We start from the raw sequence: 26,288 nt of genomic DNA on the forward strand, positions 1-26,288 counted from the left end.
CCCTCAGGTCTGCGCCGGGCGCGCGCGATATGTTGGCCTGCACATCAACCACGGAGAAAACAACAATGACAACCGTATCCACTCTGGGGGCGCTGGTGGCGTTAGCCGTCGCCATCGTCCTGATTCTACGCAAGGTTCCGCCGGCTTACGGCATGATTGCCGGCGCGCTGGCGGGCGGGCTGTGCGGCGGCGCCGATCTGGTGCAGACCGTGACGCTGATGATTGGCGGGGCGCAGGGCATCACCAACGCCGTGATGCGCATTCTGGCGGCGGGGGTGCTGGCCGGGGTGCTGATCGAATCCGGCGCGGCACACACCATCGCCGAAACCATCGTGCGCAAGGTGGGCGAAACCCGCGCGCTGCTGGCGCTGGCGGTGGCTACACTGATCCTGACGGCGGTGGGGGTGTTCATCGACGTGGCGGTGATCACCGTCGCGCCTATCGCACTGTCGATCGCCCAGAAGGCCGGTATTTCACGTGCGGCGATCCTGCTGGCGATGATCGGCGGCGGCAAGGCCGGCAACGTGATGTCGCCCAACCCGAACACCATCGCGGCAGCGGACAATTTCCACGTGCCGCTCACCTCGGTGATGATGGCCGGCATCGTGCCGGGGCTGTGCGGCCTGGTGGTGGCCTATCTGCTGGCGCGCCGCCTGAGCGATAAAGGCAGCAGGGTGATGGCCGAAGAGTTGACTCAGCATGCCGAAGGGGCGCGGCCGGGCTTTGCCGCGGCGATCAGCGCGCCGCTGGTGGCGATCCTGCTGCTGTCGCTACGGCCGATCGCCGGGATCGCCGTCGATCCGCTGATCGCGTTGCCGGCCGGCAGTTTGGCGGGCGCGCTGTTGATGGGGCGCATTCGCCAGTGCAATCAGTTTATGGTCTCCGGCCTGTCGCGCATGGCGCCGGTGGCGATCATGCTGCTCGGCACCGGCACGCTGGCAGGCATCATCGCCAACTCGGCGCTGAAGGATGTCCTGATTAACGGCTTAACGCATACCGGGCTGCCGGCCTGGTTGCTGGCGCCGCTGTCCGGCGCGCTGATGTCGATGGCAACCGCGTCGACCACCGCCGGCACCGCCGTAGCGTCCGGGGTATTCAGTTCCACGCTGCTGGAACTGGGGGTGAGCGGGTTGGCCGGCGCGGCGATGATCCATGCGGGCGCGACGGTGCTGGATCACCTGCCGCACGGCAGCTTCTTCCACGCCACCGGCGGCAGCGTCAATATGGCGGTGCACGAGCGGCTGAAGCTGCTGCCGTATGAGACGCTGGTGGGGTTCACCATCGCGGCAATCTCGGCGCTGATGTTTGGCGTATTTAACCTGGCGGGATAAGGAACAGTGATGAAAACGCTGAAAAAAGTGGTTATTGCCCCGGATTCTTTCAAAGAGAGCCTGAGTGCGCTCGGCGTCGCCGACGCTATCGAGCGGGGATTCCGCCAAATCTACCCGCAGGCGCGCTACGTGAAGTTGCCGATGGCGGATGGCGGTGAAGGGACGGTGGAGTCGATGGTGGCGGCCACCGGCGGCGAAATCGTCCAGGTGACGGTCACCGGGCCGCTGGGCGAGTCGGTGCAGGGATTTTATGGCCTGCTGGGCGACGGTGAAACCGCGGTGATTGAAATGGCCGCCGCTTCCGGGCTGCATCTGGCGCCGCCTAATCGGCGCGATCCGCGCATCACCACCAGTTACGGCACCGGTGAACTGATGTTGGCGGCGTTGGAGCGCGGCGTGAAGGCGATCATTCTCGGCATCGGCGGGAGCGCCACCAACGACGGCGGCGCCGGGATGATGCAGGCGCTGGGCGTCAAACTGCTGGATCGGGATCGCCGGCCGCTGCCGGTGGGCGGAGCGGCCCTGGCGCAGCTGGCGCATCTCGATCTCGCCGGGCTGGATGCGCGTTGGCAACGGGTGAGCGTGACCGCCGCCTGCGACGTCGATAATCCGCTGTGCGGCGAAAAGGGCGCGTCGGCGGTGTTCGGGCCGCAGAAGGGGGCGACGCCGGAGATGGTGGCACAGCTCGATGCGGCGTTGCATCACTATGGCGAACTGCTGGAGCGGGAAACCGGCCGCGCCGTGCTCACCCAGCCGGGCGCGGGGGCGGCGGGCGGCATGGGGGCGGCGCTGCTCGGCATGCTCGATGCGCGCTTGCGGCCGGGCATCGAGATCGTCACCGAAACCCTGCGCCTGGATGAGGCGGTGCGCGATGCCGACTTGGTGATCACCGGCGAAGGGCGGTTGGATAGCCAGTCGATCCACGGCAAAACGCCGATTGGCGTGGCGCGGGTGGCCAAGCGTCACGGCGTGCCGGTGATCGCCATCGCCGGTAGCCTGACGCCGGATTATCAGGTGGTGCATCAGCACGGCATCGATGCGGCGTTTTCGGTGCTCGATCGCATCGTGACGCTGGAAGAGGCGTTGGCGGACGCCGATCGCAATCTGCAGGTGACGGCGCGCAACGTGGCGGCGGTATGGCAGCTGGCGCAAGGGAGAGGCTCACAGGCATAGCCTGTTGCTGTTATCGGTTTCGACGCAGGACTTTTCCGTTACAATAGCCGGCATTAATGGCTGCTGACATCCCGACCCAGAACGGAATGCCGGCCGGAAAGGAAATGAGGGGAACTGAGATGAAGCAAGAGAAACACGGCGTATTGCTGGTGAACCTGGGCACGCCAGATGCGCCGACCTCGTCGGCGGTCAAACGCTATCTGAAGGAATTCCTCAGTGACGATCGCGTGGTCGACACGGCGCCGCTGATCTGGTGGCCGATCCTCAACGGCGCGATCTTGCCGATCCGTTCGCCGCGCGTGGCGAAGCTCTACCAATCGGTGTGGATGGCAGAAGGCTCGCCGCTGCTGGTGTACAGCCGCCGCCAACAGCGGGCGCTGGCGGCGCGCATGCCGAATACGCCGGTGGAGCTGGGCATGAGCTATGGCTCGCCGAGCCTGGCGGAAGCCATCGACAAGCTGCTGGCGCAGGGCGTGACTAACCTGGTGGTGTTGCCGCTCTATCCGCAATATTCCTGCTCCACCAGTGCGGCGGTATGGGATGGCGTAGCGCGGGTGCTGAAAGGCTATCGCCGCTTGCCGTCGGTGGCTTTCATTCGCGATTATGCCGAACACCCGGCCTATATCGCCGCGCTGCAGCAAAGCGTGGAGCGTTCATTCGCCGAACACGGCCAGCCGGATCGGTTGGTGCTGTCATTCCATGGCATCCCCAAACGCTATGCGCGTCTGGGCGACGACTACCCGCAGCGCTGCGAGGATACGCTGCGTGCGCTGAGCGCCACGCTGCCGCTGGCGCCGGAGCGAGTGATGATGACCTACCAGTCGCGCTTCGGCCGCGAGCCGTGGCTGACGCCGTACACCGATGAAACCCTGAAGGGGTTGCCGGCGCAGGGCGTGAAGCACATTCAGCTGATCTGCCCCGGTTTTTCGGCGGACTGCCTGGAGACGCTGGAAGAGATCAAAGAGCAGAACCGCGAGATCTTCCTCAAGGCCGGCGGCGAAAAGTTTGAGTACATCTCTGCGCTGAACGATGAACCGGCGCATATCGATATGATGCAGCAGTTGGTGGCGCAGCGTCTGTAATCATTCATAATCTGTATATTAGGTGCATCATGATCGGGCGGGGATGTGTTAACATTCTCCGCTTGTTAAACCGTCACCACCGCCAATCACATGAAATTTCCTGGTAAACGCAAGTCCAAACACTATTTTCCGGTGAGCGCCCGCGATCCGCTTCTGCAGCAGGCCCAGCCCGAAAGTGAAATCAGCACCTCGTATATCGTCGGCATCGACCAGACGCTGGTGGATATCGAGGCGAAAGTGGACGACGCTTTTGTCCAGCGCTACGGCCTGAGTCTGGGCCACTCTCTGGTGATCGAAGACGACGTCGCCGAGGCGCTGTATCAGGAACTGAACGAAAATAATCTGGTCACCCATCAGTTCGCCGGCGGCACCATCGGCAATACCATGCACAACTATTCGGTGCTGGCGGACGACCGTTCGGTGCTGCTCGGCGTGATGTGCAGCAACGTGAAAATCGGCAGCTACGCCTACCGTTACCTGTGCAATACCTCCAGCCGCACCGATCTTAACTATTTGCAGGGCGTAGACGGCGCCATCGGCCGTTGCTTCACGCTGATCGGTGAAAGCGGCGAGCGCACCTTCGCCATCAACCCCGGCCAGATGAATCAGCTGCGCCCGGAAAGCATTCCGGAAGAGGTGATCGCCGGCGCGTCGGCGCTGGTGTTGAGCTCTTATCTGGTGCGCTGCAAGGAGGGCGAGCCGATGAAGGCCGCCACCCTGCAGGCGATCGAATACGCCAAAAAACACGATGTGCCGGTAGTGCTGACCCTGGGCACCAAGTACGTGATCGCCGACAACCCGCAGTGGTGGCGCGACTTCCTGAAGGAAAACGTGTCGATTCTGGCGATGAACGAAGACGAAGCGCTGGAGCTGACCGGGCTGAGCGATCCGCTCACCGCCTCGGACATGGCGCTGGACTGGGTGGATCTGGTGTTGTGCACCGCCGGGCCGAGTGGCCTGTATATGGCGGGCTATACCGAAGAAGCCAACAAACGCCAGACGCAGCACCCGCTGCTGCCGGGGCATATCGCCGAGTTCAACCGCTACGAGTTCAGCCGCGCCATGCGCCGCGAGCACTGTGAAAATCCGCTGCGCGTTTATTCGCACATCGCGCCGTATATGGGCGGGCCGGAGAGGATCATGAACACCAACGGCGCCGGCGACGGCGCGCTGTCGGCGTTGCTGCACGATATCGCCGCCAACGGCTACCACCGTCACAACGTGCCGAACTCCAGCAAGCATGTGCGCAGTTACCTGACCTATTCCTCATTGGCGCAGGTGTGCAAATACGCCAACCGCGTCAGCTACCAGGTGCTGAACCAGCATTCGCCGCGCCTCACGCGCGGCCTGCCGGAGCGCGAAGACAGCCTGGAAGAGTCCTACTGGGAACGTTAACCCACTGAAAAAAAAGGTCCGGCATGCCGGACCTTTTTTATACGCGCGCGGTGCTTCAGATCGGGCAGCCGCCCATTTTTTCTTCTTCGCTCAGGGTATCCAGCTGCAGGATGTTCAGCATGCTGTTGGCGATCTCGCGTTCGCCCATCACCACCTGATTGGCGCCGCGATCGGTGATGTAGGCCACCTCGTCGTCGTAGTGGGCGCGGGCGATGATCTCGATGTTCGGCCGCTTGGCGCGCGCCGAGGCGACGATCTCGCCGGCCTCATAGCCGTTCGGGATGGTCAGCAGCAGCCAGCGCGCACAGTCGAGCCGCGCCAGATCCATCACTTCCGGATTGGCGGCGTTGCCCAACACCGTCTTTATGCCCTGCTCGCGCAGCGCTTCCACCCGCGGGCGGGAGTTCTCGATCACCACCAGCGGGATGCCCGCCTCGGCCAGTTTTCCGCCCAGCAGGCTGCCGACGCGGCCATAGCCGACCACCAGCGCATGGTTGCACATGTCCACCGGGATCTGCTTCTCTTCTTCCACCGCCTCTTCGAGGATTTGCTCTTCGATGGTTTCGGTCTTGGCCAGATAGCGCTCCAGCAGGGTGAACAACAGCGGGTTGAGCATGATGGACAGGATCGCGCCGGCCAGCACCAGGTTGCGGCCGTGTTCCGACATCATGCCCAGCGCGATGCCGAGGCCCGCCAGAATAAAGGCGAACTCGCCGATCTGCGCCAGGCTGGCGGAAATGGTCAGCGCGGTGCGCTTGGAGTGGCCGAACATTTTCACCAGCAGGAACGCGGCGGCGGATTTGCCGAACACGATGATCGCCAGCGTCGCCAGCACCGCCAGCGGCTCGTTAATCACGATCATCGGATCGAACAGCATGCCGACCGAGACGAAGAACAGTACCGCGAACGCGTCGCGCAGCGGCAGGGTGTCGTGCGCTGCGCGGTGGCTCAGTTCGGACTCGTTCAGCACCATGCCGGCGAAGAAGGCGCCCAGCGCGAAGGAAACGTCGAACAGCTTCACCGCGCCATAGGCGATGCCGAGCGCCAGCGCCAATACCGCCAGGGTAAACAGCTCGCGTGAGCCGGTGCTGGCGGTTTTCGACAGGATCCACGGCACCAGGCGGCGGCCGACCACGATCATCAGCGCGATGAAGGCGATGACCTTACCGATGGTCAGCGCCAGCTCCATCAGCAGCTGACCGCTGCTGGCGTTGTCGTTGCCCAGCATGTTGCCGAAGGCCGGCAGCAACACCAGCGTCAGCACCATCGCCAAATCTTCGACGATCAGCCAGCCGATGGCGATTTGCCCGCGTTGGCTGTCGATCAGTTGCCGTTCCTCCAACGCACGCAGCAATACCACGGTACTGGCGGTAGAGAGGCAGAGGCCAAACACCAGACCGGAGATCAAATCCCAGCCGAGCAGCTTGGACAGCCCCATGCCGAGCAGCGTGGCGACGGCTATCTGCGCTACGGCGCCGGGAATGGCGATAGATTTTACTGCGAGAAGGTCTTTCAGGGAGAAGTGCAGGCCAACACCGAACATCAACAGGATAACGCCGATTTCCGCCAGTTCCGGCGCCAGTGAGGTATCGGCGACGAAACCGGGGGTGAACGGGCCGGCGAGCACCCCTGCGGCCAGATATCCCACCAGAGGGGAGATGCGCAGGCGGTTCGCCAGCATACCGAGGAGGAAGGCGAGTACTAACCCTCCGACGATGGTGGTGATGAGCGGTGTTGAATTATGCATCCATACTCCTTCTGGCTATGCATCGCGGCACGGGAGAAACGCAACAAAGTTACGAAAAGATACATTTAGTTTATTGCATTTGTTCGCTGCTTGCTTGGCTAATTTGGCCTTTTTTGTAAAAAAGCAGAGGATTTCGCTTAAGGTGCGGCAATGAGGGGATTTTGTGCCAGATAAACCAAATAACATTGATTTATCCGTAGGATAAACCCGGATGAATAAATGGTTTCATCCGGGCCGTTCGCGGGGTTATTGCGTTTTATGCTCCATATTGGGCAGTAACGCGGTGATAATGCCGATTAGCGGCAGGAAAGCACAGATTTGGTAGACTAGTTCAATACTGGTCAAATCAGCGACATAACCAAGAACTGCCGCGCCTAATCCGCCCATACCGAAAGCAAAACCGAAGAATAACCCGGAAACCATACCGACTTTTCCGGGGATCAGCTCCTGCGCGTAAACCAGAATGGCGGAGAACGCCGAGGCGAGAATTACCCCGATAATTACCGTCAAAATGCCGGTCCAGTACAGTGATGCATAGGGTAAAACAAGCGTAAATGGCGCCGCACCGAGGATGGAGCCCCAAATAACATATTTACGCCCTATCTTGTCACCGAGAGGCCCGCCGATAATGGTGCCGGCCGCCACCGCAAACAAGAAGGCGAACAGATGAATTTGCGCGTTCTGCACCGAAACGCCGAACTTATGTATCAAATAAAAGGTGTAATAGCTGCTGATGCTGGCCAGATAGAAATATTTAGAGAAAATCAGCACCAGCAGAATGCCCATCGAGTAGGCGACGGTACGTTTTGGCAGCGGTTTCAGCATTGACGGGCTTTTGGGTTGCCCTTTAGCCACCCGATGCTGATGTTGGTACCATTTGCTGACCTGCAGCAACACCACGATCGCCAGCAGGGCCGCCAGCGAAAACCAGGCGACGTTGCCTTTGCCGTAAGGCGCGATGATCAGCGCGGCCAGCAGCGGGCCAAGCGAGCTGCCGAAGTTGCCGCCGACCTGGAACAGCGACTGCGCCAGACCGTGCCGCCCGCCGGAAGCCATGCGCGCCACGCGCGAGGACTCCGGGTGGAACACCGATGAACCGGTGCCCACCAACGCCGCCGCCAGCAGCACCAGCGGGAAGGTGTTCGCCACCGACAACAGCAGCAGGCCGGTCAGGGTAAAGCCCATGCCGATCGGCAGAGAATAAGGCTGCGGGTGTTTATCGGTGTAATACCCAATCAGCGGTTGCAGCAGGGAGGCCGTCAGCTGATAGGTCAGGGTGATCATGCCGATCTGCACGAAGCTGAGGTGGAAATCGGCTTGCAGGATCGGGTAAATCGCCAGGATCAGCGACTGGATCATATCGTTGAGCAGGTGAGACACGCTGATGGCGCCGAGGATGGAGAAAGCGGTCCCCTTTACCGTACTGCCCTTGGCGGGCGGCATCGCGCTTTGGCTACTGTCGGTCATATTATTATTAGCCTGATAAGGTGTTGAGCACAGAGATGACATCTTAGGCAGCCCGCTCAGTTTTTACCATATCTGAAATAATCAGACTCACCTCGCAAAAATTTGAAATCAACTGTCATTGATTCGCGCTACAATTTCGCCCTCATCATAAAAGCCATTTAATACACGGAGATCCGCCATGCGTTTTTCGCTGAAGACCACCGCATGCGCGTTGGCCGTTTCCCTGACCTTGCTGTCGGGGGCCGCCAGTGCCTGGGAAAAGGATAAGACCTACGCCATCACCATTCTGCATACCAACGACCATCACGGTCACTTCTGGCAGAACGATCACGGCGAATACGGCCTGGGCGCGCAGAAAACGCTGGTGGACGGTATCCGTCAGGAAGTGGCGGCGCAGGGCGGCAGCCTGCTGCTGCTGTCCGGCGGCGATATCAATACCGGCGTGCCGGAATCGGATCTGCAGGACGCCGAGCCGGACTTCCGCGGCATGAACCTGGTGGGTTACGACGCGATGGCGATCGGCAACCACGAATTCGACAACCCGCTGAGCGTGCTGCGCCAGCAGGAGAAATGGGCGACCTTCCCGCTGCTCTCCGCCAACATCTACCAGAAAAGCACCGGCCAGCGGCTGTTCAAGCCTTACGCCTTGTTCGACAAGCAGGGCATCAAGATTGCGGTCATTGGCCTGACGACCGACGACACGGCCAAAATGGGCAACCCGGAGTACTTTACCGACATTGAATTCCGCGTGCCGGCGCCGGAAGCGAAGCGGGTGGTGGAGCAATTGCGCCAGGACGAGAAGCCGGACGTGATCATCGCCGCCACCCACATGGGGCACTACGACAACGGTCAGCACGGCTCCAACGCGCCGGGCGATGTGGAGATGGCGCGCAGCCTGCCGGCCGGGTATCTCGATATGATCGTCGGCGGCCACTCGCAGGATCCGGTGTGCATGGCCAGCGACAACCGTAAACAGGTGGATTACGTGCCGGGCACGCCATGCGCGCCGGATCGCCAGAACGGCACCTGGATTGTGCAGGCGCACGAATGGGGCAAATACGTGGGTCGCGCCGATTTTGAATTCCGCAACGGTGAGCTGAAGCTGGTGCATTATCAGCTGATCCCGGTGAACCTGAAGAAAAAGGTGGAGAAGGCGGACGGCACCAGCGAGCGGGTGTACTACACCCAGCAGATCGCCGAAGATCCGACCATGATGAAATTACTGACGCCGTTCCAGGAGAAGGGCAAAGAACAGCTGAGCGTGAAAATCGGCAGCGTTAACGGCAAGCTGGAGGGCGATCGCAGCAAAGTGCGCTTCGTGCAGACCAACCTGGCGCGGGTGATGCTGGCCGCGCAGATGGAGCGCGCCGATGCCGATTTCGCCGTGATGAGCGGCGGCGGGGTGCGTGATTCCATTGAGAGCGGCGATATCACCTACAAGAACGTGCTCAAGGTCCAGCCGTTCGGCAACACCCTGGTGCATGTCGATATGAAAGGCAGCGAGATTGAGCAGTACCTGGCGGTAGTGGCCAACATGCAGCCGGATTCCGGCGCCTACGCCCAGTTCGCCAACGTCAGCCTGGTCGCGGACGGCAAGGGCGTCAGCGAGGTGAAGATCAACGGCCAGCCGCTGCAGGCGGATAAAACCTACCGCATGGCGACGCTGAACTTCAACGCGCTGGGCGGTGACGGCTATCCGAAGCTGGATGGGCTGCCGAGCTACGTCAACACCGGCTTTATCGACGCCGAGGTGCTGAAGCAGTACATCGAGAAACACTCGCCGCTGGATGCGGCAGCCTATGAGCCAAAGGGTGAGATCGTGTATCAATAACGGCGTATCGACGCGGCGCTTCCCACGGCAAACGGGAAGCGCCGTTCGCCACGCTCCGCATCAAACCTTCTCACCGATTTATTTTCTTCTCTCCATATACGCCCTCGGCGGGCAGCCCACCCTATTCTTGAAGAAAGTGGCGAAGGCGCTATCGCTGGAAAACGCCAGCCGACTGGCGACGTCGGATTGACTCAGCCCTGCGGCCAGCATCTCGATAGCCTTGATCAATCGCCATTGCTGGCGCCACTGCTGGTAACCGAGGCCGGTTTCACGGCGGAAGATCCGGCTGATGGTTTTCTCTGAAGCGCCGCTATAGCGCGCCAGCTGATGCAACGGCGGAAGCATGTCCCGATCGGCGAGGTGGCGCAGGCGCCGGTCGCAAGGCAGCGGCAGCAACGTCAACTCGCGCGGCGCGGCGGCGATTTCATCCAGACAGACCGCCAGAATATTGGCGTAGGGTCCATGTTGCCAGTCGGTGTCGAAGGCGGCGAACGCGATGCGTTCCAACACCTCGCGCAGCAGCGGTGAGGCTGTCAGTACGGCAAGCTGTGCGGGCAGGCAGGGGTAGCGACCGGCGTCGAGATAAAGCGAACGGTAACCGACCACGCCATTGACCTGAACGCGATGCGCCACCCGCGGCGGGATCCAGGCAACTCTGGCCGGCGGCAGCATGCAGATGCTTTGGTTGAGCGTGATGCGCATGCTGCCTTGCTGGCAAAACAGCAACTGCCCCTTCTCATGCCAATGCGTGCCCGAGTCGTGCTGCGCCAGTTCGGCGGCGATCCCGAGCACGCTATTGTCGAGCGCATCCGGATTAAAGCTGTCCTGCGCCTGAAGCCACGCCATAGGATGTCCGATTTTGTAAATTTGTTGTCTTTTATATTGTAATCGTCGCCGGGGAGCAGATGCTACCTTGTGCAGCTTATTCTTGGCTGCGGGATCTGTTATGCAACGTAAACTGACTCTGACCTTGGCGACGTCGATGATGATGTTTCCCCTGGTGGTGGAGACCATCTACAGCCCGGCATTGACGCACATTGCTCACGGTTTCCGGGTCAGTGCGGAGATGGCGGCGCAAACGCTCTCTTGTTACTTTTTCGCCTTTGCGCTCGGCGTGGTGGTATGGGGACGGATGTGCGACGTCATCGGACGCCGTCCCGCCATTTTGGCCGGGCTGATGCTCTATCTGCTGGCTTCGATCGTCGCGCTGTTCAGCGGCAGTTTCAGCGTGCTGCTGGCGGCGCGGGGGCTGGCCGCCTTTGGCGCGGCGGTCGGTTCGGTCGGGACGCAAACGGCGATTCGCGATCGCTTCGACGGTTATGAATTGGCGCGAGTGTTCTCGGTGATGGGGATCGCCATGGCGATCGGCCCAGCGGTTGGCGTGTTGAGCGGCGCCGTGCTGACTCACTATTGGGGCTATCAAGGCGTGTTTGGCGGTTTGGCGCTGCTGGCGGCGCTGTTGCTGGGCTATGCCGGTTGGCAACTGCCGGAAACGCGTCCGCAACAGGTGGTGAAGAATTCATTTTTCGGCACGCTGGGGCGGATGATCAAGGACGGGGATATTTGGCTCAGTGCGCTGTTGGTGGCGTTGTTCAATATTTGCATGTTCAGCTATTACCAGCTGGCACCATTCCACTTCTCGGCGTTGGCACTGCCGGCGCAGTGGTTCGGTTATACCGGTTTGGTGTTGGCGGCCGGGGTCGGCATCGGCGCGGCGATCAACAAGTTTTTGATCGGCAAGCACTGGCTGTTCCCCGCGCTGTTGATGCTGGCCTGCGCGCTGTCGCTGACCGGCGGCTTGCTGGTACTGCTGCTGGAAGGGACCTTGTGGTTCGTTCTGCCGATGATGCTGGTGGTGATGGCGTACGGCATCGCCATTCCCAATATTCTGGCGCGCGCGTTGCTCCATTATAAAGACTGCATGGGCACCGCCGGCGCTATCCTTGGCCTGATGTATTATCTGATGCTGGGCGGTGGCCTGGTGCTGGCCGGGTTGTCGCAGCACTTGGGCGCCGTGCTGTCGCTCTGCAGCCTTGGCGCGCTGCTGTTGGCGTGGCGGGTGGCGTACAGCGAGCGGCGTCTGGCGTTGCCGAGCGTATCTGAGCGATAAGCACGTCGGACATTCTCGCCACCGCCGCCTTCCAATGATAGCCTGAGCGACAATTTGGTTTTGATAACGCAAACGGGAAGATGACATGTTGAAAACCGCAGGCTGGCTGCTGCCCGCCATCGTGGCGCTGGCGGGGTGTTCGTCATCCGGCGAACGCCATGGACAAACCCTCGGCCAGGCGCTGGCGGCCATCGGCCAGGACAAGGCGTTGGTCGGGGCGTCGAGCGGCGTGATGGTGCGCGACGTCGATAGCGGCAAGGTGCTGTATCAGGCGCACGCGGATCAGCGTCTGGCGCCGGCGTCCAACATGAAGATGTTCACCTCTCTGGCGGCGTTCGGCGTGCTGGGCGCCGATTACCGCTTTGAAACCCGGCTGCTGACCAACGGCAAACAGCGCGGCGATACGTTGCACGGGGATCTCTATCTGCAGGGCAGCGGTGATCCTACGCTGCACCCGGACGATCTCGATACTTTCGCCGCCACCTTGGCGCAGCGCGGCATTCGTCATATCCAGGGGCGGCTGATCCTGGACGCCGGCGCCTTCGATCAGACACCATTCGGCCCCGGCTGGAGCTGGGACGATGAACCCTTTGCCTTCGCCGCGCCGATTTCGGCGCTGAACTACGCCTTTACACCCGGCGGCGATATCAACGTGGTACAGGTGGAGGTGCGGCCGGGCGCCCGCGCCGGTGCGCCGGGGCAGGTGAGCTTCTATCCCGCCAATGACGCGGTGACGCTGGTCAATCGCACCACCACCGGCGGTGATACCGCGCTGACGTTCGATCGCCAGCCTGGCGGCAACCGGATCGTGGTCAGCGGCACCATCGCCGCGCAGGCGGAGGCCAGCTCGCGATTGATCACCGTCGATCAACCGGCCATCGTCGTCGGCACCTTGTTGCAAAATGCCCTGCGCGCGCACGGCATCACCCTGCGCGGCGCCGCTGAAGAGGGCGTGACGCCGGCCGAGGCACGGTTGCTGGCCGAAAAAACCTCGCCGCCGCTTTCCCGTCTGGTCGTCACCTTCCTGAAAGTGTCCAACAACGGCTACGGCGAGATATTGACCAAAGCGATGGGCCGCAAGACGCAGGGTAAAGGGGATTGGGCCGCCGGCCTGCAGGCGATAAGCCGGTTTGTGCAAAGCCAGGGCATCGCGGCCGACACGTATCGTCAGGTGGACGGTTCCGGGCTGTCGCGCATGAACCAGATCACGCCGCAGCAGCTGACGACGCTGTTGCTGGCGGCCAGAAAACAGCCGTGGTTCGCCGATTGGTATCACGCCTTGCCCGTCGCGGGCGAGCCGGGGTTGCTGGTGGGTGGCACGCTGCGAAGCCGCATGGTGAAAAGCCCGGCGGCGGGGCGCGCCCACGCCAAGAGCGGTTCCATGACCGGGGTATCGTCGCTCAGCGGCTATGTCGACTCGGCGACCGGGCGGCCGCTGGCGTTCGCCATCATCAGCAACAACTATCTGGTGCCCGGCGCGCAGGTGAAGGCGCTGGAGGACCGCCTGGTGGAGACGCTGGCGGCCTGTGACGCCACGGTGGTGTGCCGCTAGGAGTGCGGCGTCAGTCGCGTTTGGCGATGTCGGCGAAGCTGCCGGCCAGCAGGCGGCACAGATCGGCGGCGGCCAGCTCGATGTCCAGCCCGCGTTTGCCGCCGGAAACGTAGATGGTGGCGAACGCCTGCGCCGGGCTGTCGATCACCGTCGGCAGCCGTTTTTTCTGCCCTAATGGGCTGATGCCGCCGACCAGATAACCGGTAACGCGCTGCGCCAGCTGCGGATCGGCCATTTCGGCTTTTTTGGCGCCGAGGGCGCGGGCGACCTTTTTCAGATCCAGCTGGGTGGCGACCGGCGTGACCGCCACCGCCAGGTGTTTGGCGTCGCCGTTCAGCGCCACCAGCAGCGTTTTGTAAACCCGATCGGCATCCAGCCCCAGCTTTTTCACCGCTTCGTCGCCGAAGTTGGTTTCGTCGCTGTCGTGGTGGTACGGATGAAGGGTAAAGGCGACCTTTTGTTTCTCAAGCAGAACGACTGCGGGCGTCATGATATGTTGTCCAAAATGTCCCCAGCGGGGAAAGGGTGATAATCAGCCTTAAAAATACAAAAATCCAACCTGCCCGGCAACCTGAGCGGCTGTTACATAAAGCGGGTTGCCAAGATATTCACCGGGTTGCTACCCTGTTTACTGTAACCGTTAACACGGTTGCTATGCGTATAACTAGAATACAAGAAATTCCTCTTTGACTGGCCAATAGCGATATTGGCCTCTTTTTTAACCCTGCGGCTGCAGCATCGCCGGCAGGTTATCCTCGCCATACAGGTGCAACGCGCCGACCGCCACCACATAGTCACCGGCCGGCAGCGCCTCCAGCTGACGCCGCCAGTCGCGATTGCGCTGATGCATCAGCACGTCGTACAGCCCGGCGCTGAAAGTGGCGGGCAGGGTGTCCAGCGCGCCGCGCGGTTTGGCGTTCAGCCACCAGCTCACCATGGTTTGCAGCAGCCGCGCGTTGGTATGCCAGTGCTCCAGGGTATCGCGCAGCAGCGCGATGCCGCCTTCCGGCAATTGTTCCAGCATCGCCAGCTGCTGCTGCGCTCCTTCCAGTTCGATCACCGGTTTGGCCTGTGCCCGGGCGGCCTGCAGCAGCTGATAGTCCACGCCATATTCCGCGCGCAGCCCCAAACGCTGGGCCTGGCGCGCCTGCATCATCAGCGCCACCTGCCAGCCGGGTAGAGTGGTGAAGGTGTGCGGGTCGGCGCCCAGCTCATGGCACAGCGCCAACAACTGTTGATATTCTTCGGCGGACAGGCGCTGTTCCAGCTCCGGCTGCAGTTCGGCGTGGTCGAAGGGCGAGGCGGCGCCGGTGATATCGGCTTCGACGATCAGCGCGTCGGCCTGTTGCAGCCGGGCGGCCAACCGCGCCGGCAACGGCGACATATCGACGGTACCCATATGGATGCTGCCCACCAGATGCAGCCGACGATCGCCCGGCAGGGTGATGTCCAGCGCCGGATAAGCGTAACTCTGGGGCGAGATCAGGCCGAGAAAGGCGGCGAGGCGGCGTAACAATTGACCCATACGGCGTGGCTCCTGAATAACGGGTACGCGTTTTGCGTGAAAGGCGAGGGAAATCGCCATTCATGCTAAACGCTATCCGCCGCGCAGGAAAGCCCGGAAAACAGCGGGGCGCCATGACGGCGCCCCGGCGATCACTTCCTGGGTTTAAAACGCAGCAGCCGGTTGGCGTTGCTGACCACGGTAATGGACGACAGCGCCATCGCCGCGCCCGCCACCACCGGGCTGAGCAGCGTGCCGGTCAGCGGATAGAGCACGCCGGCGGCGATCGGAATGCCCAGCGTATTGTAGATAAAGGCGCCGAACAGGTTCTGCTTCATGTTGCGCAGCGTGGCCTTCGACAGCTCCACCGCATCCGCCACGCCGTGCAGGCTGTGGCGCATCAGGGTGATGGCGGCGGTCTCGATGGCGATATCGCTGCCGCCGCCCATCGCGATGCCCACGTCGGCCTGCGCCAGCGCCGGGGCGTCGTTGATGCCGTCGCCGACCATCGCCACGCGTTGGCCCTGTGCCTGCAGCTGCTTGATCGCTGCCGCTTTGCCGTCCGGCAGCACCCCGGCAATCACCCGATCGATACCGGCCTCTTTGGCGATGGCGTTGGCGGTCACCGGGTTGTCGCCGGTCAGCATTACCAACTGATACCCCTGCTGGTGCAGGCGCTGCAGCGCCGCAACGCTGTCCTCGCGCAGCGGATCGCGAATGGCGAACAGCGCGGCCGGTTTCCCGTTAACGGCCAGCAGCACCGGCGTTACGCCGCGCTCGGCCTGGGCGCGCATCGGCGCTTCCAGTTCGGCGGTCGCAACCTGATGCTGCTCCAGCAGCGCGGCGTTGCCCAGCAGCACCTGCACGCCGTCGATCTCTCCGCTGACGCCGGCGCCGCGCAGGGTGCGGAACTGCGCGACCTGCGGCAACGTTTGCCCGGCGGCGCGTTCCATGATGGCGCGCGCCAGCGGGTGATTGGAGCCTTGTTCCAGCGCGGCAGCCCAGCCGATCGCCTGCTGTTCGCTGACCTGATTGAAGGTCAGGATCTCCACCACCTGCGGTTTCCCTTCGGTCAGGGTGCCGGTTTTGTCGAATACCAGGGTGTCCAACTGGCTGGCCTGCTGCAGGGCGTCGGCGTCGCGCACCAGCACGCCGAACTCCGCCGCGCGGCCGACGCCGGAGATGATCGACATCGGCGTCGCCAGGCCCAGGGCGCACGGACAGGCGATGATCAGCACCGTGGTGGCGATCACCAGCGTATAGACCAGCTGCGGCTGCGGGCCAAAGAAGTACCATATCGCTGCGCTGAACAGGGCGATCGCCACTACCGCCGGCACGAACACCGCCGAGACGCGGTCAGCCAGCTGGCCAATCGCCGGTTTGCTGCTCTGCGCCTGACGCACCAGTTTGATGATGCGCGCCAGCGTGGTTTGGCTGCCGATGGCGGCGGCGCGGAACAGCACGCTGCCGTCGTCGACCACCGTCCCGGCATGCACCGTGTCGCCGGTGCTTTTCTGCTGCGGCACCGCTTCGCCGGTCAGCATCGCTTCATCAAGCCAGACTTCACCCTGTACGATTTCGCCGTCGACCGGCACGCGATCGCCGGTAGTCAGCCGCAGCGTCATGCCGAGCTGCACCTCCGCCAGCGGGATATCGCGTTCGCCGTCGTCAGTCACCAGCCGGGCGGTGGGCGGCGTTAGATCCAACAGGCGCTCCAGCGCCTGCGAAGAACGCTGGCGAGCGCGCTGCTCCAGCGCATGGCCGAGGTTGATCAAACCGATGATCATCGCGCTGGCCTCGTAATAGAGGTGGCGCGCTTCCATCGGGAAGAAATCGGGCCAAATGTTGACGGCGATCGAGTAGAGCCAGGCGGCGCCGGTGCCGAGCGCCACCAGAGTATCCATGGTGGCGCTGCCGTTCATCAGCGCGCGCCAGGCGTTGCGGTAGAAGTGCCCGCCGGCGAATACCATCACCGCCAGGGTGATGACGCCGACCAGCAGCCAGGGGCGCTGGGTTTCCGGCGTCAGCGTCATGCTGCCGCCGAACAGCCCCCAGGCCATCAGCGGGATCCCCAGCGCCAGACCGAGCGCCGCCTGCCAGCTAAAGCGTTTCATGTTGGCGCGAGCGGTCTGCTGTTGCCGTTCGCGACGTTCGGTTTCGTCCTGGATCATCTCGGCGCCGTAGCCGGCTTTTTCCACCGCCGCCACCAGCGCCTGCGCATCGGCGGCGCCGGTCACCAGCGCGCTGCGCTCCGCCAGATTGACGCGGGCGTGCTCCACGCCGGGGACGCTTTGCAGGGCCTGCTGCACTTTATTGACGCAGCTGGCGCAGGTCATGCCGCTGAGCAGCAGCTGTACGCTGTCGTCCGCGCTGTCGGTTGCCGGAAGGGAAGGTTGCGCCGCTGGCTGAACGTCCGGCAACGAAGGTGTTGCGTCAGTCAACGGCTCAGTTTTTGGGACGACGGCGCCCGCCACGCTGGCGTGATAACCGGCGTGTTCTACTGCTGCGATCAGCGCCTGCGGATCGGCATCGCCGTACACTTTCGCGCTGTCGATCTCGACGTCGGCGGCGAACACGCCCGGTACCGCTTCCAGCGCCTTGCGGGTGCTGCCGACGCAGTGCATGCAGCTCAAGCCGCTCAGCTGCAGTTCGGTATCGGCGCGCGGCGCGACTTTGGCCTGATAACCGGCGGCGATCACGCTGTCGATCAGCGCGCTGTCCGGCGCTTCACCGGTCACTTTGGCATATTGGACGTTAACCTCGGCCTGTTCGACATCGCTGCGGCTTTCCAGGGCTTTTTTCACCCGCTGCGCGCAGTTCATGCAGGACAACCCCTGTAATGCCAGCATAGTGGTGTGTGACATGATTGGACTCCTTGCTTAAGGGCGGTGTTTAAAGGTTGACCGCCTGACCTGTTTTCACTAAGAATGGAGCTTAAACCTTCCAGCAAGGGTAAGGTCAAGGAGGGAAAATGAATATTAGCGACGTCGCGAAAAAAACCGGTTTAACCAGCAAGACGATTCGTTTTTACGAAGAGAAAGCGCTGATTACCGCCCCGATTCGCAGCGACAACGGTTACCGCCACTATTCCGCCAGGCATGTCGAAGAGCTGACGCTGCTGCGTCAGGCGCGGCAGGTGGGCTTCAACCTGGACGAGTGCCGCGAACTGGTGGCGTTATTCAACGATCCGGCTCGCCACAGCGCTGACGTGAAGGCGCGCACGCTGCAGAAGGTGGCGGAGATCGAAAAGCACATCAGCGAACTGGGTGAAATGCGCCAGCGTCTGCTCACGCTGGCGGAGCAATGCCCGGGTGACGAGGGGGCCGAGTGCCCCATCATCAATAATCTGGCGGGGTGTTGCCGTTCGAATTAACGGTTGATGGCGCGGATCACCAGCGTGACGCCTTCCACTGCCACCACTTCCACCTCGGTGCCGGCGGGCAGATCTTCCGCCGCCTGCGCGCGCCAGCTGCTGTCGCCGATATTGATGCGCCCCATGCCGTTGTGCATCGCCTCCGTCAGCGTGGCGCGGGTGCCTATCAACTGCCGGTTGCGCTGGTTGAGCACCGGCGAACCGCCGGATGCGGCCGCCGGGCGCCGGCGCAGCCAGTACCACCACAGGTAGGCGACGACGACGGTCAGGACGGCGAAGATCACGCCCTGCCATTCCCAGGCGAGCGCCGGCAGCAGCCAGATCAGGGCGCCGACCAACAGCGCCGCCACGCCGCTCCACAGCAGGTAGCCGCCGGCGCCGAGCATTTCCGCCGCCAGCAACACGCCCCCGAGGGAGAGCCAAAACCACAGCGGATTCGCCGCGATCAGTTCGAGCATGATTATTTGCCTTTGCTTTCTTTCAGCAGTTCGGTAATGCCGCCGATCGAGCCGAGCAGGCTGCTGGCGTCCAGCGGCATCATCACCACCTTGCTGTTGTTGGAGGAACCGATCTTCTGCAGCGCGTCGGTGTATTTCTGCGCCACGAAGTAGTTCACCGCCTGAATGTTGCCGCTGGCGATGGCGTCGGACACCAGCTGGGTAGCGCGCGCCTCGGCCTCGGCGGCGCGTTCACGCGCTTCCGCCTGCAGGAATGCCGATTGGCGCTCGCCTTCGGCCTTCAGGATCTGCGATTGTTTCTCCCCTTCGGCGCGCAGAATGGCCGCCTGACGTACCCCTTCTGCCTCCAGGATGTCGGCGCGCTTGGTACGCTCAGCCTTCATCTGGGCGTTCATCGAGGCGATCAGTTCCGCCGGTGGGCGCACGTCGCGGATCTCGATGCGGGTGATTTTCACCCCCCACGGATTGGTCGCTTCATCGACGATGTGCAGCAGACGGCTGTTGATGCTGTCGCGCTGCGACAGCATTTCGTCCAGTTCCATCGAGCCGAGCACGGTGCGGAAGTTGGTCATGGTCAGGTTGACGATCGCCTGTTCGAGGTTGCTGACCTCGTAGGCGGCGCGCGCCGGGTCGACCACCTGGATAAAGCACACCGCATCGATGGCCACGTTGGCGTTATCGCGGGAAATCACTTCCTGCGAAGGGATGTCCAGCACCTGCTCCATCATATTGATTTTGCGGCCGATGCGGTCCATGAACGGCACCACCAGGTTCAGGCCCGGCATCAGCGTTTTGGTGTAGCGGCCGAAGCGTTCTACCGTCCATTGGAACCCCTGCGGCACAATTTTGACGCCGGCGAACACCACAATCAGTGCGACGACGATCACGATGGGAATAAAAGTAAGCATGCAAACCTCCTGTCAGACATATGTAAACAGATATTACGTCAGCGCCGGAAAAATGCCTACTGATACCGCGACTTAATCCAGGGCGCCGACAAAACCCGCGATCAGCGGATCACGCGTCTGGAACAGGCTGATAAGGGTGCGCACCGCTTCGCCGCAGCGAGCATCGGACCAGGCCAGCGACAGGGGAGAGGGCTGGCGCGGATATCTGAGCTGCTTGGCCACCAACTCGCCGCTATCAAGATAAGTTTGGCACAGTTGACGCGGAAGGAAACCGATCCCGAGACCGCGCAGATGGCACTCCAGCTTGGTGCGCAGATCCGGCACCTTGATCTCCTGCTGGCCCGACAGCAGCCAGGCGGTGCGCTTGGCCAAATGGCGGGCGGTATCTTCGACGTTGATTGCGGCGTAAGGGCGCAGCTGCGTTTCGCTCAGCGGATCGGCGGCAGCGGCCAGCGGATGCGTCGGCGAAATGGCGAACACCCAATCGATCTTGCCGAGCGGCAGCACCTTGATGCTGTTTTCCAGCGATTCATTGCCCGCCGCGCCGATCGCCAGATGGCAATCCTCATTCAGCAGCGCGTCCCACACGCCCATGTATACCTGGCGGGAAATGTGGAATTGGGTGAACGGGTATTTGTCATGCAGGTGAGTCAGCAGCCTGGCCACGGCGGCGGCGTCGTACAGCAGGTTGTTGATCACGATATTCACCTGATGCTCTACGCCGTCGTTAATTTGCCGCAATTCACCCGGCATGGCGTCCAGCCAGGTGTGCCATTGGCGGCAGCGCTCCAGCAAATACTCCCCGGCCGGCGTTAGGTTGACGGTGCGGGTGGTGCGGATAAACAGCTGCGTGCCGATGCTCTCTTCCAGCGTTTTAATGCGGTAGCTGATGGTGGCGGTGGTTTTGTGCAGTAACTCTGCCGCGCGCGAGAAGCTTTGGCACTCGGCAACTTTGATAAACGAACGAATGGTTTCGTGATCCAGCATGTGGGGTCCTTGGCTGACACCGCCTTTTCGGTTATCGGTGAGAAGAATCTACTTGATGTTGCGGCGCGATAGGCAGTGGCAAAGCCCAACCCCACGATCCCGGTCACAGAATCACCGGATAGCGATGAACATACGCAGCCCTATTATTGTCGATAGTGGATCAGGTGGTTTTTTAATTCATTGATTTCAAGCAATTAATATGGTCTGCCGATCGTGAAATGTGCGGATGATCTTGTTATGGAAAAATTTTCCAAAAAATTGCTGTCAAATTCGCCATGCGCTGTCTAGAGTGAAGGCGTTGGGTGAAATATCGCCGTTTAATCGTCGTCTGGGTCATGCGCTTTGGAGAATCACATGGATTTAGTCATCGAAGAATTAACGCCGGCGGCCTTTGCGCCTTATGGCGACGTATTGCAGATAGAGGGCTCGCGTTTCTTTCATATCAATGACGGGAAAACCGAGCGTTATCACGATCTCGCCAAGATTGAGGTGTCGGACGGCAACCGGGTGCTGGCCAGCATCAACCGGGCAGAACCCTGCGAGCTGCCGATGACCTTTTCCCTGTTGGAAAAGCATCCGCTCTCGTCACAGGCCTTTGTGCCGATGAACGGCGAACGCTTCGTGGTGATCGTCGCCGAACCGGGCGAAACCATCCCCGTCGGCACGATGCGCGCCTTTATCACCAACGGCAAGCAGGGGATCAACTATCATCGCAACGTCTGGCATCACCCGCTGTTCGCCTATGCGAAAGTCACCGACTTTTTCACCATCGATCGTGCAGGCGCCGACAACTGCGTGGTCAGCCGCTTGCCGGAGCCGTATCGCATAGTTTTGGCATAGCGCTGGCCGCACGCCGCGCAGGGCGTTTATCATAGCGTCAACCATGCCGTCACTGACAAAGGAAGCTTGAATGACCGAATTACGCAGGAAAGGACGACCCGCCACCGAAGCCGGCGCTACCAAAGGGGCACAGGCGTTGGATCGCGGGCTGGAGATCCTCCAGTACCTGGCCAACGCCGGGGGAAGCTCGTCGGTTTCCGTGCTGTCCGAGAAGCTGGAGTTGCCGCTGTCCACCACCTTCAGATTGTTGAAAGTGTTGGAGAAATCGGAATTCGTCTTTCAGGATCCGCAGCTGGGCTGGTGGCATATCGGCATTCAGTCGTTCACCGTCGGCTCCGCCTATATGAACGATCGCGACGTGGTATCGGTGGCTGGGCCGTTCATGCGGCGGCTGATGCTGCTGTCCGGCGAGACTGCCAACCTGGCGATCCGCAACAATTTCGATGCGGTGCTGATTCGCCAATGCGAATGCCAGGCGATGGTGCGCATGTGCGCGCCGCTGGGCAGCCGCTTGCCGCTGCACGCATCGGGCGCCGGCAAGGCGTTGCTGTACCCGCTGGCGGAAGAGGAGATTCTGGATCTGATCGTGCGTTCGGGGCTGCAATCCTACACGCCGAAGACGCTGACCAGCGTGAACCTGCTGCGCAAGGATCTGCATCAGTCGCTGGAGCAGGGCTACACCATCGACGATGAAGAGCACGCGCTGGGCCTGAACTGCCTGGCTTCGGCGATTTTCGATCGCAACAACAACGTGATCGCCGCCATTTCCATTTCCGGGCCCAGTTCGCGGGTCGGCAAGGAGCGGTTCAAAGAGCTGGGTGAACTGGTGGGGGAAGTGGCCAGAGATATCAGCGCCGCGCTGGGTGAATCGCGCAGCAAGGCGTAATCGTCACGCGCCGGGGTGAGCCGGCGCGGAACAAGACTCCCCGTTTGATGAGCAGACGGGTTTTTTTGACGGTATTTTAAAGTTGGAAAAATTTTCCAATAAATTAAGGAGAGCATCACATGGCAATTATGCGAGCGGTAGACGCGGCAATGCACGTGCTGGAAAAAGAAGGGATCACCACCGCGTTCGGCGTGCCCGGCGCGGCGATTAACCCGTTCTACGATGCGATGCGGCGACACGGCGGCATCAAACACTATCTGGCGCGGCACGTGGAAGGGGCATCGCACATGGCGGAAGGCTATACCCGCGCCGCTGCCGGCAATATCGGCGTATGCATCGGCACCTCCGGCCCGGCGGGCACTGACATGATCACCGGCCTTTACTCCGCCTCCGCCGATTCGATTCCGATCCTGTGCATCACCGGCCAGGCGCCGCGCGCGCGTTTGCACAAGGAAGATTTTCAGGCGGTGGACATCGAGTCGATCGCCAAGCCGGTGACCAAGATGGCGGTCACCGTGCAGGAACCGGCGCTGGTGCCGCGGGTGCTGCAGCAGGCGTTTCACCTGATGCGCTCCGGCCGGCCGGGCCCGGTGCTGATCGACCTGCCTTTCGACGTGCAGATGGCGGAGATCGAGTTCGATCCGGATACCTACTCGTCGCTGCCCGCCTATAAGCCGGCGGCCACCCAGGCGCAGATCGACAAAGCGCTGGATCTGTTGTGCGCGGCGAAAAAGCCGCTGATCATCGCCGGCGGCGGCATTCACAACGCCGATGCGGCGGATCTGCTGCAACGGCTGGCGGAGATCTGCAATGTGCCGGTGATCCCGACGCTGATGGGCTGGGGCGCCATTCCGGACGATCACCCGCTGATGGCGGGCATGGCGGGCCTGCAAACCTCGCACCGCTACGGCAACGCCAACCTGCTGGACTCGGATCTGGTATTCGGCATCGGCAACCGCTGGGCCAACCGCCACACCGGCTCGGTGGACAAGTACACCGCCGGGCGCAAGGTGGTGCATATCGATATCGAGCCGACGCAGATTGGCCGGGTGATCTGCCCTGATCTGGGCATCGTTTCCGACGCGCGCATCGCGCTGCAAATGCTGGTGGACACGGCGCAGCGCCGTTTCGAACGCGGCGAGTTGCCGAATCGCGACGCCTGGTGCGCCGCCTGCCTGCAGCGCAAGCAAACGCTGCTGCGCAAGACCCACTTCGACAACGTGCCGGTCAAGCCGCAGCGGGTGTATGAAGAGATGAACCGCGCCTTCGGCCGCGACGCCTGCTATGTCACCACCATCGGGCTGTCGCAGATCGCCGCCGCGCAAATGCTGCACGTTTTCGAACCGCGTCACTGGATCAATGCCGGTCAGGCTGGCCCGCTGGGTTGGACGCTGCCTGCGGCGCTGGGCGTATGCGCCGCCGATCCGCAGCGCAAGGTGGTCGCGCTGTCGGGCGACTATGATTTCCAGTTCATGATCGAAGAGCTGGCGGTCGGCGCGCAGTTCAAGCTGCCGTATATCCATGTGCTGGTGAACAACGCCTATCTGGGGCTGATCCGTCAGGCGCAGCGCGGGTTCGATATGGATTACTGCGTGCAGCTGTCGTTTGAAAACATCAACAACGCGGAGATTGGCGAGTACGGCGTCGATCACGTCAAGGTGGCGGAAGGCCTGGGTTGCAAGGCGCTGCGGGTGTTCAAACCGGAAGAGATCGCGCCGGCGTTCCGTCAGGCCCAGGAACTGATGCAGCAGCACCGGGTGCCGGTGGTGGTGGAAATCATCCTGGAGCGCGTCACCAATATTTCCATGGGCACCGAGCTGGATAACGTCAACGAGTTCGAACCGGTGGCGGCAACGCCGGAAGACGCCCCGACCTCGGTCAACTTCTTTGATTACCGCTGAGGAACCTTACCATGCCGAAATTTTCAGCCAACCTGTCGATGCTGTTCACTGAAGTCGATTTTATGCAGCGTTTCCGCCGGGCGAAGGAGCAGGGCTTCAGCGCGGTGGAATACATGTTCCCTTACGACTATCCGATCGCGGCGCTGCGCAGCGAACTGGAGGCGCACCGTCTGAGCCAGGTGCTGTTCAACCTGCCGGCCGGCGACTGGGCGGCCGGCGAACGGGGCATCGCCTGCTTGCCGGGGCGCGAAGCGGAGTTCCGCGACGGCGTCGGGCGCGCGATCGAGTATGCGCAGGCACTGGGCTGCGATCGCATCAACTGCCTGATCGGCAATCCGGATCCTGCCGTCAGCCGCCACACCACTGACGAACGGGTGAAGGAGAATCTGAGCTACGCCGCCGACACCCTGGCGCGGCAAAATATTCGCCTGCTGATCGAACCGATCAACCACTACGACATGCCGCAGTTCTACCTGCAAACCTCCCGGCAGGCGATCGAACTGATCGAGGCGATCGGCAGCCCCAACCTGTATCTGCAGTACGACCTCTACCACATGCAGCGCATGGAAGGAGAGCTGACGCAGACCCTCGAGCGCCTGCTGGCGAAGATCGACCACATCCAGGTCGCCGACAACCCGGGGCGGCATGAGCCGGGCACCGGTGAAATCAACTGCGAGTTTATCTTCGCGCAGCTGGATCGTATGGGGTATCGCGGCTGGATCGGCTGCGAATACAAACCGCTTACCACCACGGAAAGCGGCCTGTCATGGATTAAAAAATACCTGTCTTGAGGAGATGAAAATGAAAGTGGGATTTATCGGTCTGGGCATCATGGGCGCGCCGATGGCGGAAAAACTGCTGGCGGGCGGGCACACGCTTTACGCCCACACCCGGCACGAGGTGCCGGCAACGTTACTGCAACAGGGGGCCATCGCCTGCCGCGATCCGCAGCAGGTGGCAGATGAGACGGACGTGATCTTCATCATGGTGCCGGATACGCCGCAGGTGGAGGAGGTGCTGTTCGGTGAACGCGGCTGCGCCGCCGGCAAGCTGAACGGCAAAGTGGTGGTGGACATGAGCTCCATTTCACCGCTGGAGACCAAAGTATTCGCGCAGCGCATCAACCAGCTGGGTGCCCAGTACCTGGACGCGCCGGTTTCCGGCGGCGAAGTGGGCGCCAAACAGGGCACGCTGACCATCATGGTGGGCGGCGAGGAAGCGACCTTCGAACGGGTGAAGCCGCTGCTGGCGCTGATGGGCAAGAACATCACGCTGATCGGCGGCAACGGCGACGGGCAAACCTGTAAGGTCGCCAACCAGATCATCGTGGCGCTGACCATTGAAGCGGTCAGTGAAGCGTTGGTGTTCGCCTCGCGCGCCGGCGCCGATCCGGCCCGGGTACGTGAAGCCCTGATGGGCGGCTTCGCCTCGTCGCGTATCCTCGAGGTGCACGGCGAGCGGATGATCAAGCGGGCGTTCGCGCCGGGGTTCCGCATCTCGCTGCACCAGAAGGATCTCAACCTGGCGCTGCAGGGCGCGAAGGCGCTGGCGCTCAGCCTGCCGAACACCGCCACCTGCCAGGAGCTGTTCAACGTCTGCGCCGCCAATGGCGACGGCGAACTGGATCACTCCGCGCTGGTGCGGGCGCTGGAAATCATGGGCAACCACCGGGTAGCCGGCTAAGGCGCCCGCCGGCATTTAATTTGCCGGCTTATCATTAGAATCAGAGATGTTCGACATTAA

Annotated in this window: 22 protein-coding genes; 13 read left to right on the forward strand and 9 right to left on the reverse strand. The window is 62.0% G+C overall.

Features of this window, described 5'->3' with window-relative positions:
• Positions 1 to 65 precede the first annotated feature (65 nt).
• From AC6BYQ_RS11030 to AC6BYQ_RS11045, 4 genes are all read left to right on the forward strand, one after another.
• Positions 66 to 1,331 (forward strand): GntP family permease, encoded by a 1,266-nt coding sequence (locus AC6BYQ_RS11030; protein WP_498056866.1) that lies wholly within the window; start codon positions 66 to 68, stop codon positions 1,329 to 1,331.
• Positions 1,332 to 1,340: 9 nt separating this feature from the next.
• On the forward strand, positions 1,341 to 2,504 hold the full coding sequence (locus tag AC6BYQ_RS11035) for a glycerate kinase (protein WP_498056867.1): 1,164 nt from the start codon (positions 1,341 to 1,343) through the stop codon (positions 2,502 to 2,504).
• Positions 2,505 to 2,623: 119 nt separating this feature from the next.
• On the forward strand, positions 2,624 to 3,586 hold the full coding sequence (gene hemH, locus AC6BYQ_RS11040; RefSeq protein ID WP_019454160.1) for a ferrochelatase: 963 nt from the start codon (positions 2,624 to 2,626) through the stop codon (positions 3,584 to 3,586).
• 90 nt (positions 3,587 to 3,676) lie between these two features.
• Positions 3,677 to 4,981, forward strand: a complete 1,305-nt coding sequence (locus tag AC6BYQ_RS11045; protein ID WP_019454159.1) for an inosine/guanosine kinase — start codon at positions 3,677 to 3,679, stop codon at positions 4,979 to 4,981.
• Positions 4,982 to 5,036: 55 nt separating this feature from the next.
• Here the strand turns inward: AC6BYQ_RS11045 and ybaL are convergent, their stop codons facing one another.
• Together ybaL and AC6BYQ_RS11055 are read right to left on the reverse strand one after the other, a co-directional pair.
• Positions 5,037 to 6,728 (reverse strand): YbaL family putative K(+) efflux transporter, encoded by a 1,692-nt coding sequence (ybaL, locus tag AC6BYQ_RS11050; protein ID WP_025160055.1) that lies wholly within the window; start codon positions 6,726 to 6,728, stop codon positions 5,037 to 5,039.
• A 246-nt stretch (positions 6,729 to 6,974) separates the two neighbouring features.
• Entirely contained in the window at positions 6,975 to 8,195 is a 1,221-nt protein-coding gene (locus AC6BYQ_RS11055; protein WP_197667191.1) for an MFS transporter, read from the reverse strand.
• A gap of 178 nt (positions 8,196 to 8,373) precedes the next feature.
• Between AC6BYQ_RS11055 and ushA the strand changes: the two genes are divergently transcribed.
• Positions 8,374 to 10,026, forward strand: a complete 1,653-nt coding sequence (gene ushA, locus AC6BYQ_RS11060) for a bifunctional UDP-sugar hydrolase/5'-nucleotidase UshA (RefSeq protein WP_154747596.1) — start codon at positions 8,374 to 8,376, stop codon at positions 10,024 to 10,026.
• Positions 10,027 to 10,104: 78 nt separating this feature from the next.
• Here ushA and AC6BYQ_RS11065 read toward each other — a convergent pair whose 3' ends face one another.
• A complete protein-coding gene (locus AC6BYQ_RS11065; RefSeq protein WP_309530958.1) occupies positions 10,105 to 10,872 on the reverse strand; it encodes an AraC family transcriptional regulator in 768 nt (255 codons plus the stop codon).
• 100 nt (positions 10,873 to 10,972) lie between these two features.
• On the opposite strand from AC6BYQ_RS11065, the gene AC6BYQ_RS11070 reads away from it, so the two are divergent.
• Together AC6BYQ_RS11070 and dacB are read left to right on the forward strand one after the other, a co-directional pair.
• Positions 10,973 to 12,136: an MFS transporter gene (locus AC6BYQ_RS11070; protein WP_498056868.1), complete on the forward strand. Its 1,164-nt coding sequence runs from the start codon at positions 10,973 to 10,975 to the stop codon at positions 12,134 to 12,136.
• Between the two features lie 85 nt (positions 12,137 to 12,221).
• On the forward strand, positions 12,222 to 13,688 hold the full coding sequence (gene dacB, locus AC6BYQ_RS11075; RefSeq protein WP_498056869.1) for a D-alanyl-D-alanine carboxypeptidase/D-alanyl-D-alanine endopeptidase: 1,467 nt from the start codon (positions 12,222 to 12,224) through the stop codon (positions 13,686 to 13,688).
• A gap of 10 nt (positions 13,689 to 13,698) precedes the next feature.
• Here dacB and ybaK read toward each other — a convergent pair whose 3' ends face one another.
• The 3 genes from ybaK to copA form a co-directional block, all read right to left on the reverse strand.
• A complete protein-coding gene (gene ybaK / locus AC6BYQ_RS11080; RefSeq protein ID WP_019454152.1) occupies positions 13,699 to 14,178 on the reverse strand; it encodes a Cys-tRNA(Pro)/Cys-tRNA(Cys) deacylase YbaK in 480 nt (159 codons plus the stop codon).
• Between the two features lie 228 nt (positions 14,179 to 14,406).
• Positions 14,407 to 15,213, reverse strand: a complete 807-nt coding sequence (locus AC6BYQ_RS11085) for a TraB/GumN family protein (protein ID WP_063918857.1) — start codon at positions 15,211 to 15,213, stop codon at positions 14,407 to 14,409.
• Positions 15,214 to 15,344: 131 nt separating this feature from the next.
• Positions 15,345 to 18,056, reverse strand: coding sequence for a copper-exporting P-type ATPase CopA (copA, locus tag AC6BYQ_RS11090; RefSeq protein WP_498056870.1), 2,712 nt, complete (start codon positions 18,054 to 18,056; stop codon positions 15,345 to 15,347).
• A gap of 107 nt (positions 18,057 to 18,163) precedes the next feature.
• On the opposite strand from copA, the gene cueR reads away from it, so the two are divergent.
• Positions 18,164 to 18,565: a Cu(I)-responsive transcriptional regulator gene (gene cueR / locus AC6BYQ_RS11095; RefSeq protein ID WP_019454137.1), complete on the forward strand. Its 402-nt coding sequence runs from the start codon at positions 18,164 to 18,166 to the stop codon at positions 18,563 to 18,565.
• Here cueR and AC6BYQ_RS11100 read toward each other — a convergent pair.
• The 3 genes from AC6BYQ_RS11100 to allS form a co-directional block, all read right to left on the reverse strand.
• The gene (locus AC6BYQ_RS11100) at positions 18,562 to 19,023 is read right to left on the reverse strand and encodes an NfeD family protein (RefSeq protein ID WP_074055202.1); all 462 of its coding nucleotides are present in this window, start codon (positions 19,021 to 19,023) and stop codon (positions 18,562 to 18,564) included. The genes cueR and AC6BYQ_RS11100 overlap by 4 nt on opposite strands.
• A 2-nt stretch (positions 19,024 to 19,025) precedes the next feature.
• Positions 19,026 to 19,931, reverse strand: a complete 906-nt coding sequence (locus AC6BYQ_RS11105; RefSeq protein WP_004940203.1) for an SPFH domain-containing protein — start codon at positions 19,929 to 19,931, stop codon at positions 19,026 to 19,028.
• Positions 19,932 to 20,003: 72 nt separating this feature from the next.
• Positions 20,004 to 20,918 carry an HTH-type transcriptional activator AllS gene (gene allS / locus AC6BYQ_RS11110; protein WP_019454135.1) on the reverse strand — a complete coding sequence of 305 codons (915 nt, stop codon included), beginning with the start codon at positions 20,916 to 20,918 and terminating at the stop codon, positions 20,004 to 20,006.
• A 354-nt stretch (positions 20,919 to 21,272) separates the two neighbouring features.
• Between allS and AC6BYQ_RS11115 the strand changes: the two genes are divergently transcribed.
• From AC6BYQ_RS11115 to glxR, 5 genes are all read left to right on the forward strand, one after another.
• Positions 21,273 to 21,758 (forward strand): ureidoglycolate lyase, encoded by a 486-nt coding sequence (locus AC6BYQ_RS11115; protein ID WP_063918865.1) that lies wholly within the window; start codon positions 21,273 to 21,275, stop codon positions 21,756 to 21,758.
• A 70-nt stretch (positions 21,759 to 21,828) separates the two neighbouring features.
• Entirely contained in the window at positions 21,829 to 22,644 is an 816-nt protein-coding gene (gene allR, locus AC6BYQ_RS11120; protein WP_498056871.1) for an HTH-type transcriptional repressor AllR, read from the forward strand.
• Between the two features lie 119 nt (positions 22,645 to 22,763).
• On the forward strand, positions 22,764 to 24,545 hold the full coding sequence (gene gcl / locus AC6BYQ_RS11125; protein ID WP_019454134.1) for a glyoxylate carboligase: 1,782 nt from the start codon (positions 22,764 to 22,766) through the stop codon (positions 24,543 to 24,545).
• Between the two features lie 11 nt (positions 24,546 to 24,556).
• A complete protein-coding gene (gene hyi / locus AC6BYQ_RS11130) occupies positions 24,557 to 25,336 on the forward strand; it encodes a hydroxypyruvate isomerase (RefSeq protein ID WP_498056872.1) in 780 nt (259 codons plus the stop codon).
• 10 nt (positions 25,337 to 25,346) lie between these two features.
• Positions 25,347 to 26,228, forward strand: coding sequence for a 2-hydroxy-3-oxopropionate reductase (gene glxR, locus AC6BYQ_RS11135; protein ID WP_063918867.1), 882 nt, complete (start codon positions 25,347 to 25,349; stop codon positions 26,226 to 26,228).
• Positions 26,229 to 26,288 lie beyond the last annotated feature (60 nt).

It is taken from the genome of Serratia sp. LTN-2 (assembly GCF_059740205.1).